The organism is Aeromicrobium sp. P5_D10 (assembly GCF_054049535.1).
Window position 1 is genome coordinate 1 of sequence record NZ_JBFUME010000017.1, and the last position, 11,696, is coordinate 11,696.

An 11,696-nucleotide genomic window follows, 5' to 3' on the forward strand; every position below is an offset into this window, starting at 1 on the left:
ACAAGTCGTGGGTCGTCAACGATATCGAGCCGGATATCGCGGACGCCATGTAGCACGGTTGCTCTCATGTGCATTTCTCCGATCAGAAAGGGGGCTTGACAGATTATCGAGAAGACTACACGCTGAGTGCATTCAGTTTATGTGAGCCATGTAAAGGCGAGAAGCCCGCGGCAATATGGCGGAATTGCTGGAGCGATCTGGCACTCCGTCGGCAAAGCGAGCCTTTCCGCATTCCACCGAGCTCACATGATTCAGAGTTCAAGCGACCGCCGCACGCATGCAATGGTCGAAGAGGAAAGGTAGGCACATGTCTCGCACGACTGGCTACGTCTGGCACGCGCAGTACGGATGGCATGACACCGGGACACACGCGGGCGTTGTGCCGGCCGGTGGTGCTGTCGAGCCGTATCACAACTTCGAAAGCCCTGAGAGCAAAGTCCGGATGGCCTCGCTCATCGAGGTATCCGGTCTACTTGACCGTCTTTACCGCATCGCACCACGACATGCGACGGTCGACGACCTTCTGCGAGTCCATACAAGCGAACACGTCAACCGCATCATGGAGGCGAGTGCGGCGGGTAGAGGCGATGCCGGCGACGGTTTCTCTCCGTTCGGGCGCGGTGGCTTCGACATCGCGACCTTGGCAGCCGGCGGCACGATGGCGGCTGTTGACGCCGTCCTGGAGGGTAGGGCAGATAATGCCTACGCCCTGGTTCGCCCGCCAGGGCACCATGCCCGACCTGAAACCGGGATGGGGTATTGCATGTTCCACAACGTCGCGGTAGCGATCGAGCATGCTCGTGCCATCCATGGCGTCGAGCGCATCGCCATCGTCGACTACGACGTGCACCACGGGAACGGGGCTCAGGCAATTTATGACACGGACCCCAATGTGCTTGCCATCTCACTCCACCAGGATCGGCTGTTTGGCAAAGAAAGCGGCTTGGTCTCGGAGGTAGGACACGGGGCCGGCGAAGGTACGAATATCAACGTCCCCCTACCCGCCGGTTCTGGCAACGGCGCCTACCTCCACGCGATCGACGAAGTCGTCATACCAGCGGTCGAACGATTCCAACCGGACCTGATCATGGTTTCAAGTGGGTTCGACGCAAGCGTTTATGATCCGCTCGGCCGGATGACCGTGACCGCAGACGGCTTCCGTGCCATCACTGGACGGCTCGTCGAACTCGCAGAGCGAACCTGCAATGGTCGGCTGGTCATGTCCCATGAAGGAGGCTACTCGCCGGTCTACGTTCCGTTTTGCGGGCTTGCCGTCCTTGAGGAGCTCTGCGGGGAGAGTACCGGCGTCGAGAATCCGTTTAAGTCGGTTGACGGGCTACCGTCTCATGAACTCACGACGGTGCAACGTGAGGTCGTGGCGCTATCGGCTGATCTGGCCCGCGCGCTCCAGCTGACGATGTGAGTACGTCTTACGGATATCGAAACTCTTGACTCTGGGAATCTTCGGACCCCGATGGTCGCGTGATCTGCCAATGGTGGCCTGCGCTGGTCGCGCCGCGCGAATGGGCTGAGTTGGTTGCAACCGCCCTGAGAGAAAGCCTCGCAGGAGGTCATTTCGATCCGCCTGGTCTGTACCGGCCGGGCACGAAGACGTCCGCGCAGGCCGCTCCGTGAGAGGTAGTTTTCGCGAGTTTCGTCGGGGGCTTGACAGATTGTCGAGAAGACTGCACTCTGAGTGTAGTCAGTTTGATGGGCCGCATACCTCAGGTGCGGTATCGCAGCTAGAGGGCACCGCTCATCCGAAGGACTCCTGCTCGCGAGTCCGGTGCCCACATTTGTGGGTGCAGTATCGCAGCACAGCGACCTGTGCTGATTCATCCGCTGAGCCCAGGCCGGACTTGGCACTATCCCATGAGAAGGGAATTCATCATGAACGCTCTCGATCGAATCTACTCCGATGACTTCGTCGCCCGGATGCGTGGCGGTGAGGTGCTCTTGGGCTCATTCCACGACTTTGTCGATCCGACATTGATTGAGGTGGTGGGAGCATGCGGTTTCGACTTCGTCGTTCTTGAGCTCGAGCACGGACTGCGAAGCATGAACGACATTCAGTCCTTGATTCGTGCGGCTGAGGTTGCGGGCACCAGCCCGCTCGTGCGACTCGGCGACGTGACGGAGAACCTCGTGGCTCGCCTACTGGACGGGGGAGCCACAGGCATCCTCGTGCCGAATGTCCGCACGGCCAAGGACGTGGAGACCGTTGTCAGGTGGTCGTACTACCCGCCTCTCGGAACTCGGGGGACTGCCTTTCGCCGTGGCCCGCTGAGGGTGGCAGGGGAGGCGGAGGTCCGCCGTCGTGAGGAACGGAACGACTCTGTCGCCGTGATCGCCATCATCGAAAATGAAGAGGCCGTCGACAACATCGAGTCGATCCTTGAGGTGGACGGGCTGGTTGGTGTGATGCCCGGTCCCGGTGACTACGCACTTTCCCTGGGAAATGTCACGTGGGATGACCCTCGGGTCAGCGCTGCCATGAACAAGATCCGCGAAGCAGTCGGCAAGACCGACAAGCTCCTGATCGAGTTTTGCGTGAACCCTGCCGACACTGCGAGGTTCGTCGCGGGCGGGGCGCATGGGGTCATGATCGGCCACGACGCTTTCTTGATCGGTGATCTCTACAAGCGGATGGCCAACGAGATGGAAGAAGGCCTACCGGCCGAAACTCGCAGCAAGCGAGGGCAGGCTTGATGCCCGCTTCGGTGAACGGTTCGGTCGGCTTGATCCAAACCTTGGTTGGAAGCGGCGTCGACACGTGCTTCATGAATCCGGGTACGTCGGAGATGCACTTCGTCGCCGCGCTGGACGATGTGCCGGAGATGCGCGGGATCCTGACCCTCTTCGAGGGGGTGGCCACCGGCGCAGCTGATGGCTATGCACGCATTCGGAAATCGCCCGCGAGCACTCTGGTTCATCTGGGACCAGGGCTGATGAACGGGATGGCCAATCTTCACAACGCGAGGCGTGCCTTTTCAAGCGTTGTCAACCTGATCGGTGATCACGCGACCTACCACAAAGAGTTTGACGCTCCCTTGGAGTCGGATGTTGAGTCCCTTGCGAAGACGGTCAGCAAGTGGGTCAGTTTCGCCGATTCCCCAAGTGACTTGGCGGCTAAGGGTGCCGAAGCTGTTGTTGAAGCGCTCGGTCCCGCGTCCGGTGTGGCTTCGCTGATTATCTCGGCTGATCACTCTTGGCTTCCGGGAGGATCGGTGGCCGCCCCACTCCCACGCTCCGAGCCGCAGCTGGTGCCTACTGAGATTACCGACGATGTCATCCGAGTTTTGACGTCGGGAGATGAAGTAGCAGTCATCGTCGGCGGCAGGTGCTGCGGCCCAGATGGCCTTCGGGCTGTCGCTAGCCTGCGGCGCCTCCCGGGTGTCCGGGTGTTCAGGGAGACGTTCCCTGCCCGGATGGCTCACGGCGCTGGCTTGCCCCACTTCGACAGGCTTGCATACATCGGGGAGCAAGCGGTCAAACAGTTGGCAGGCGTCGCCGCGGTTGTACTTTTCGACACCGAGGAACCTGTCTCGTTCTTCGCATACCCAGGGGAGTCCGGTCGATTCTCACCCGAAGGCGCCCGTGTTCTCCGCGTCGGGGAACGTCATGAAGACGTGCTGACAGCCCTGCTGGCAGTTTCTGATGAAATTGGCGGACACTCCTTAGACGCCGAGCAGTATGTATCCGAGCGCTGCACCGGGGATGTGCCGTTGGACGCCCAGACGGTTGCGTTGGTGATCGCTGACGAGTTGCCTGAGAACGCCATTATTTCGGACGAATCCGCGACATCTGGAGCGCCGCTAGGGGACGCGCTCCGCGGAGCGAAGCAGCACGATTGGTTGACGCTGACCGGTGGCGCCATCGGGCAGGGTATGCCAGTCGCGACTGGCGCTGCGGTGGCTGCGCCGGATAGAAGCGTGTACTCGCTCCAAGCAGATGGAGGGAGTCTGTACACGCTCCAATCGTTGTGGACCCAGGCTCGCGAGCAACTTGATGTCACGACGATTATCTACAACAACAGGAGTTACGCGATCCTCAGGCGCGAACTGGCCCGGGTCGGCGCTGACGGGTCCGGCCCCCGAGCGGAGGCCATGCTCGACCTGTCGAACCCTGACATGTCCTTCGTGGCTATGGCAAACGGTTTCGGCGTGCCTGCGACGCAGGTTCGTACGACTGGTGAGTTGCGTCGTGCTCTCGGCGTGGCGGCATCAGAAGACGGTCCACGACTTATCGAGGTTCTTCTGTGAGCCGGACCGAGACCAAAATTTCGACGAGATTCACCGAGGTCTTCGGGGTCGAGCATCCACTGGTGTGCGGTGGTATGACCGGCTTGGGCACAGCCGAACTAGTCTCGGCAGTCGCCAACGCCGGCGCATTGGGATTCTTGACCGCGCTGACGCAGCCGTCCCCCGAAGCTCTCGCCAAGGAGATCGCCAGGACCCGAGAACTCACGGACTCGCCATTCGGGGTGAATCTGACGATCTTGCCGACCCTAGATGCGGTTCCGTACGAGGACTATCGAGCGGCCATCATTGACTCCGGTATCTCCATTGTGGAGACTGCCGGCGCGAGTCCGGCGCCCCACATGCCGGATTTCCTCTCGGCAGGAGTCCGGGTGATCCACAAGGCGACGAGTGTGCGCCACGCGGTTTCAGCCGAACGATTGGGTGTAGCGGCCATCAGCATTGACGGTTATGAAGCTGCGGGCCACCCCGGTGAGGACGATGTGCCTGGTCTGGTCATTATCCCGGCGGTGGTGCGCTCGCTTTCCGTTCCCGTGATTGCGTCGGGTGGCCTTGCCACTGGGTCTGGACTGGCAGCGGCGTTGGCGCTGGGCGCATGCGCTGCCAACATGGGCACGCGGTTCATGGCCACGGATGAGGCACCGATCCATCCAAACGTTAAACGCCAAATCGTCCTCAATAGCGAGCGGGATACGGTCTTGGTTTTCCGTCGATTCCGCAACACTGCCCGAGTCGCAAGGAACGCGATCAGTGAGCGGATCCTTGAGATCGAGGCCGGTGACGATTCGAAGTTCGCAGATGTGGCGGAACTGGCGTCGGGGTCCCGCGGTAGAGAACGCGTGCTGCGGGACGGTGAGCTGGAAGACGGTATGTGGTGGGCCGGGCAATCTCAGGGCCTGATCTTTGAGATTGGAAGCGTCGGGGACGTGGTCTCGACCATCATCGATGATGCTCACCGACTGTTGAGTTCGACTTTGCCGAGTTACGCGTGTTAGCGAGGAATGACAAGTGAATCTCACGACGCTGAAGACGGAGGCGAAGCGGGGTATTTTGATCGTGACCCTGAACCGGCCCGAATCACTGAACGCGTTCACGGCGACGATGGCCGACGAGCTGGAGTTCGTCTTTCGTCAAGTCAATGACATGGATGACGTGCGCGCAGTCGTAGTGACCGGAGCTGGCAAGGCCTTTTGTGCTGGCATGGATCTGGGCGTCGATGGAAACGTCTTCGGGCTCGACGAGTCCCTCAGTCCACAACTGGATGCTATGGAAGACCTGCATAGTCCTGCGCTCTCGCGGGTGCGGGACACGGGCGGCCGAGTGACTCTGGCGATTTATGATTGTCGCAAGCCGGTGATTGCCGCCATCAATGGTGCCGCCGTGGGAATCGGGGCCACGATGACTTTGGCCATGGACGCAAGGATCGTCGCTGCCGGCGGGCGCATAGGTTTCGTGTTCGGCAAACTCGGAATCGTGCCGGAAGCGGCTTCCTCGTGGTTCCTGCCACGAATTGTCGGATTCGATACGGCATTGGATCTTGTGTACTCGGCGGCAATTATCAGCGCGGAACAAGCTCTGGACATCGGGCTGGTGCGATCGGTTGTTTCCGAGGACGCATTGATGGACGCGGCTTTGGAACTCGCGGATCGTTGGACCAACGGCCGCTCGCCCGTAGCCACGGCCCTAACCCGGCAACTGATTAATAGGAACTCTGCGGCGCGGCACCCTCTTGAAGCGCACAAGACGGATTCTCTGGCCATGTTTTACACCAGTGTCGCCGATGGTTCGGAGGGCGTCACCGCCTTTCGAGAGAAGCGAAACCCAGAATTTCGGGCGACCGCATCGAGCGATATGCCGCCGTTCTATGACGAGTGGGTGACCTCCACAGGTGAAGCCGGACATGTGCGGGAACCGTCCGCCGCGGACGGAATGCAGGAGTCGATGTGACTAATTTGTCCGCTCTGCTGGAAAGCTCAGCAGCGAAGTTTCCCGAGCGCACCGCGATCGTCTCCGGCGACAACAGGCTCACGTATGCGCAGGTCAACGATGCGGCCAACCAAGTTGCGAACCTGTTGGTCGCCCGTGGAGTGCGGCCCGGTGAAAAGGTTGCGCTGTCGTGCTTGAACCTGCCGTACTTCTCGATCGTCTACTACGGCATCCTCAAGGCTGGCGCGACCGTCGTGCCGCTAAACGTGATGCTCAAGCCGCGTGAGGTCGCCTACCATCTCGACGACTCCGACGCGGTGGCGTACTTCGCGTTCGAAGGAACCGCCGAGATGCCCATCGGGGAGTCCGCCCAAGCGGGCTTCCAGGCCACTGCGACCTGCAAGGACTTCTTCCTTATCGGACTCGACTCCGCGCCCTCGGGGTTGCTGGAAGGTGGGGAGTTCTACACGTCGCTGGTGGCCGAACAGCCGACGACGTTCACCACGATCGAGCGCGATGATGATGACACGGCCGTGATCTTGTACACCTCCGGCACAACGGGCCAGCCCAAGGGGGCCGAGCTGCGGCACCGCAACATGCGCGACAATGCTCTGTCCGGGGAGGTGCAGTACGCCGCGTCGCCTGACCGCCCTGACACTTACCTGTGTGTGTTGCCGTTGTTCCACTCGTTTGGTCAGACTGTGATTCAGAACGGCGCTTTCGCCTTCGGCGGAACCGTGGTGATGCTGCCGCGGTTCGAGCCGGGGCCTGCGATCGAACTGATGTTGCGCGAAAAGGTCACGTACTTCGCGGGCGTACCGACGATGTATTGGGGACTGCTGTCGGCGTTGACGGCCGACGTTCCTGTCGCCGCGATTGCTGTGAACCTCCGGGTAGCTGTGGCCGGCGGTTCGGCGCTGCCGGTCGAGGTGCACAAGAATTTCAAGGAGCGCTTCGGCGTGACGATTCTGGAGGGCTACGGCCTGTCGGAGACTTCGCCGGTCGCCTCATTCGCCACGTGGGGCCAGGAGCCGCGTGTTGGCTCGATCGGCAAGCCGATCCCGGGAGTGGAGATGAGGCTCATCAACGACGATTGGAGCGACGTCGCTGATGATCCCGAGGCCATCGGCGAGATCGCGATCAAGGGTCACAACGTCATGAAGGGCTACTACAACCGCCCCGAGGCCACCGCCGAAGCCATCCATGACGGCTGGTTCCGGTCCGGCGACCTGGCTCGCAAGGACGCTGACGGCTACTACTTCATCGTGGACCGATCCAAGGACATGATCTTGCGTGGCGGCTACAACGTGTATCCGCGCGAGCTCGAAGAAGTCCTGATGAGTCATCCGGCCGTCTCCCTCGTGGCGGTCATCGGCGTGCCGCATGAATCGCACGGCGAGGAGGTCAAGGCCGTTGTGGTGCGCGAGCCGGGCGTCGAAGTCACCGAAGACGAGCTTGTCGCGTGGGGCAAGGAGCAGTTCGCCGCCTACAAGTACCCGCGCATCGTGGAGTTTCGTGACGAGCTGCCGATGACGTCCACGGGCAAGATCCTCAAGCGCGAGTTGAGCTGATGACGGCCATGTCTCCCGAGATTTTTGGACTCTCCTACCACGGCGATCGTGTTGATGCGCTCGAACTCCATGGGCGTGAGCCCCTCGGGCTGGCTGTGACGTCCCGGTCGGTTGCGCCAGATTGCGGTAGTCGAACATCGCGCTGGCCATTTGGAAGCCCGGAGCAGAGCCATGGTAGCCGTCGATTCGCAAGGAGAGAAGACCGATGAGTCCGCAGCATCTGGAAGGTAAGTCCGTCATTGTCACTGGCGCGGGTCACGGCCTCGGCCGCGCCTACGCCCTCGAGGTGGCTCGTCAGGGTGGCGATGTCGTGGTTAACGATTTGGACGCGGATCTGGTCGGCGTCGTCCCCGACGAACTCGCTGCGCTCGGCGCTCGTGTGGAGGTCGTGACGGGATCGGTTGCGGACTGGTCGGTGGCAGAGAAGCTCGTCAGTGTGTGCGCCGAGACGTTCGGGTCGGTGGACGGTCTGGTCAACAATGCTGCGGTTCTGCACAACTCTCTCCCGTGGGAAGAGCAGCCGACATCTTTGAAGCGCATCGTCGAGGTGAATGTGCTCGGCTCGATGTACTGCGGGGTCAACGCCCTGCGTCACATGGTGGAGCAAGGTTCAGGTGCGATCGTCGCAATCACGTCCGGGGCGTTGAACGGCGCCACGGGGATCACCTCCTACGGAGTCACGAAGGCCGCGGTTGCCTCGATGGTCTACGGATGGGCGCTAGAGGCAGCGGGTACCGGTGTACGTGTCAACGGTGTGATGCCGATTGCAGGCACGGGAATGAGTAAGCACCGCTACGAGTGGTTCAAGTCGTCGGAGGCCAACGCGTCCTCAGTTGCTGAACAAAGCGTGCAGGGGCCAGAGAAGGTCGCTCCTGTGGTCGCATATCTGCTGAGCGACCTGTCTGCCTCCCTCAATGGGCAGATCGTGCGTCACGACGGTCAACGTATCGTCCTCGCCTCGCGCAGTAGTTGGGACGGCGCCGGCCACCAGCTCGGCGACAACGACAAACTCGACGTCAACGCCGTAGCTGAGATTGTCGCCAACCTAAGCACCCGTACTCAGGAGAGTGTCCGATGACTACTACGTCGCTTGTCACTTTGCGTTGCCCTAGGCGGAGAGGCGCTCGGACGGCACTGCCAACTGGCGGCCAGGTGTCGGTCCTCCGACTCGAGAGCATGTGCGTCGGCGGGGGGCAGGGCATAGCCATGGCCCTGGAGCGACTGTCGTGAGGTTCGCAGGCAAGACCGCTATCGTCACCGGCGCGAGCCGGGGCATCGGGCTGGGCATCGCTCAACGTCTGGTCGCCGAGGGCGCCAGAGTGGTTATCACCGCTCGACAAAAGGACGCCCTCGACGAGGCGGTCGATAGCCTCGGCGGTCCCGCGCACGCCCTCGGCGTTGCGGGCAAAGCCGACGATGCCGAGCACCAGGACGACGTGGTCCGGCAGGCGATCCAGACATTCGGCAGCATCGATTTCCTGGTCAACAACACCGGTATCAACCCGACGTACGGACCGCTCGTCGACATCGACCTCGGTGCAGCGCGCAAGATCGTCGAGGTCAACTGCATCGCCGCGGTCTCGTGGGTGCAGAAGGCGTACGCAGCCTGGATGCGCGAGCATGGCGGCGCCATCGTCAACGTGTCGTCGGTGTCGAGCATCCGCGCGGCCCCGAACATCGGCTTCTATGGGGCCACGAAGGCGATGCTGAACTCGCTCACCGAGCTACTGGCCGTCGAACTCGGGCCGAACATCCGCGTCAACGGCGTCGCCCCGGCAGTTGTGAAGACGAAGTTCGCCACCGCGCTCTACGAGGGACGCGAGGACGAGACCAGTCGGGTCTATCCGCTCAAGCGACTCGGCGAGCCACAGGACATTGGCGGGGGTGTTGCCTTCCTGCTGTCCGACGACGCCGCCTGGCTGACCGGTCAGACCGTCGTCATCGACGGCGGCGTGACGCTGACTGCCGGTGCAGAATGACGCCCACAACGACAGGAGCTCGTCCGTTCGACGTTGGAATCCGCACGCTCGGCTTCGCCGACGGACCGCACGAGGTGCACAACAACGCACTCGCGAATGCCGAGCTTCGTAAGCTAAGGAAGGCGCGATGAACCGCGATCAACTCCTCGACCACGTCCGAAGGTTCCTGGCCGACCACGACCCATCAACGACCGAGCGAACCGCATTCCTTCGCGCTCGTTTCGACGCCGGACTGGCCTGGGTGCATTACGGGGTCGGCTGTGGCGGACTCGGCCTCGACCAGGTACTCCAATCGGAGGTCGAACGGCTACTCGTGCAGGCTGGTGCTCCCGACAACGACCCGCGGGCCAACCGCATCGGCCTCGGCATGGCGGCCCCGACGATCGTCGCGTTCGGCACCGAGGAGCAGATCCAGCGCTTCCTGCGCCCGCTCTGGACGGGCGAGGAGATCTGGTGCCAGTTGTTCAGCGAGCCCGGTGCCGGATCCGACCTCGCCAACGTCTCCACGCGGGCAGTGCGTGACGGCGACGAATGGGTGATCAGCGGACAGAAGGTGTGGACTTCCGGAGCGCAGAACGCGCGCTTCGCGATCCTCATCGCACGCACGGACCCGAACCAGCCGAAGCACTTCGGACTCAGCTACTTCCTGTGCGACATGACGGATCCAGGCGTCGACGTCCGACCTCTGCGCCAGATCACCGGCGAGGCGGAGTTCAATGAGGTGTTCCTGGCCGATGTACGCATCCCTGACAGTCAGCGGCTCGGCGCGGTGGGCGAGGGGTGGAAAGTGGCCAACGCGACGCTCAACAACGAGCGTGTCTCGATCGGTCAGGGCGCCGGCCGCGAGGACGGCATGATCGGGGTCGTCGCGCAGACCTGGCGTGAGCGGCCCGAGCTGCGCACGTCCGAGCTGCACGACCGGTTGCTCAAGCTGTGGGTCGACGCCGAGGTTGCCCGTCTGGCCGGCGTACGGCTGCGCCAGAAGCTGGCCCATGGCCAGCCGGGCCCGGAGGGCTCGGCGATGAAGCTCAGCTTCGCCCGTATCGCCCAAGAGCTCTCCGGCCTTGAGATCGAGCTGCTGGGTGAGGAGGGGTTGGGGTACTCCGACTGGACCATGATCCGGCCCGAGTACGTCGACCTGACCGGCCGAGACGCGGGCTACCGCTACCTGCGCGCCAAGGGCAACTCCATCGAGGGCGGCACGTCGGAGATCTTGCGCAATATCGTCGCTGAGCGGGTGATGGGGTTACCAAGCGAGCACCGCGTCGACAAGGATATCCCCTGGAAGGAGACCGCGAAATGAGTGATCTCGATCTGCTCTACACCGAGATTGAGGAGGATCTGCGTGCGAGTGTGCGGGACCTCCTCAACGACCGGTGCGGCTCCGACGCCGTGACCCGGATGTACGACGGCGACCGGTCGCTCGTTGACGGGCTCTGGAAGTCGCTGGTCGGCCTCGGCCTCGCCGGTCTGCTGGTTCCGGAGGACCGCGCGGGCCAGGGGGCGACCGCACGCGAGGCTGCCGTGGTGCTGGAGGAACTCGGCCGCACGGTAGCGCCGGTGCCGTTTCTGACCAGCTCCGTCATCGCCACCACTGTCCTGCTTGAGAGCAGCTCGGCATTGCTGGATCAACTGGCGACAGGGGAGCGAACCGCAGCGCTCGTCGTACCGTGGTCGACTGCTCCGAACGGCGAGCTGTCGACCGTACGTATTGATGGCACTCAGCTGAATGGCCGGATCACCAGCGTGGCGGGAGCGATCGAGGCCGACGTCCTGCTGGTACTGGCGGGTGGCCACCTATATGCGGTCGACGCGACCAGCGCGACCTTGAGGCCGCACGTCTCACTCGACATGACCCGTCAGCTCGCTGACGTCACCCTCGACGGAGCCGAGGGCACGCTGGTGCTCGACGATGCTGAGCCCGCCGTACGTCGGGCGCTCGATGCCGGGGCTGCGCTGCT

The 11,696-nt window shown here is 62.6% G+C and carries 10 protein-coding genes; all 10 read left to right on the top strand.

The features are described from left to right. Positions 1-277 precede the first annotated feature (277 nt). Entirely contained in the window at positions 278-1,423 is a 1,146-nt protein-coding gene (locus tag ACXJKC_RS21530; protein ID WP_456698809.1) for a class II histone deacetylase, read from the top strand. A 467-nt stretch (positions 1,424-1,890) separates the two neighbouring features. Beyond that, entirely contained in the window at positions 1,891-2,709 is an 819-nt protein-coding gene (locus ACXJKC_RS21535) for an HpcH/HpaI aldolase family protein (RefSeq protein WP_456698810.1), read from the top strand. Next, complete coding sequence (locus ACXJKC_RS21540) at positions 2,709-4,262, top strand: acetolactate synthase large subunit (RefSeq protein WP_456698811.1); 1,554 nt, start codon at positions 2,709-2,711, stop codon at positions 4,260-4,262. The genes ACXJKC_RS21535 and ACXJKC_RS21540 overlap by 1 nt, the downstream gene beginning before the upstream one ends. After that, positions 4,259-5,254, top strand: a complete 996-nt coding sequence (locus tag ACXJKC_RS21545; RefSeq protein WP_456698812.1) for an NAD(P)H-dependent flavin oxidoreductase — start codon at positions 4,259-4,261, stop codon at positions 5,252-5,254. The genes ACXJKC_RS21540 and ACXJKC_RS21545 overlap by 4 nt, the downstream gene beginning before the upstream one ends. Positions 5,255-5,267: 13 nt before the next feature. Beyond that, positions 5,268-6,206, top strand: coding sequence for a crotonase/enoyl-CoA hydratase family protein (locus ACXJKC_RS21550; protein WP_456698813.1), 939 nt, complete (start codon positions 5,268-5,270; stop codon positions 6,204-6,206). After that, entirely contained in the window at positions 6,203-7,756 is a 1,554-nt protein-coding gene (locus ACXJKC_RS21555) for a long-chain-fatty-acid--CoA ligase (protein ID WP_456698814.1), read from the top strand. The genes ACXJKC_RS21550 and ACXJKC_RS21555 overlap by 4 nt, the downstream gene beginning before the upstream one ends. Positions 7,757-7,961: 205 nt before the next feature. Then, positions 7,962-8,834, top strand: a complete 873-nt coding sequence (locus ACXJKC_RS21560) for an SDR family NAD(P)-dependent oxidoreductase (RefSeq protein WP_456698815.1) — start codon at positions 7,962-7,964, stop codon at positions 8,832-8,834. A gap of 148 nt (positions 8,835-8,982) precedes the next feature. Further along, entirely contained in the window at positions 8,983-9,735 is a 753-nt protein-coding gene (locus tag ACXJKC_RS21565; protein WP_456698816.1) for an SDR family oxidoreductase, read from the top strand. Positions 9,736-9,862: 127 nt separating this feature from the next. Then, positions 9,863-11,038 (top strand): acyl-CoA dehydrogenase family protein, encoded by a 1,176-nt coding sequence (locus ACXJKC_RS21570; protein ID WP_456698817.1) that lies wholly within the window; start codon positions 9,863-9,865, stop codon positions 11,036-11,038. Further along, the coding region (locus ACXJKC_RS21575) for an acyl-CoA dehydrogenase family protein (RefSeq protein ID WP_456698818.1) at positions 11,035-11,696 on the top strand (662 nt) is incomplete at its 3' end. The genes ACXJKC_RS21570 and ACXJKC_RS21575, both read left to right, overlap by 4 nt.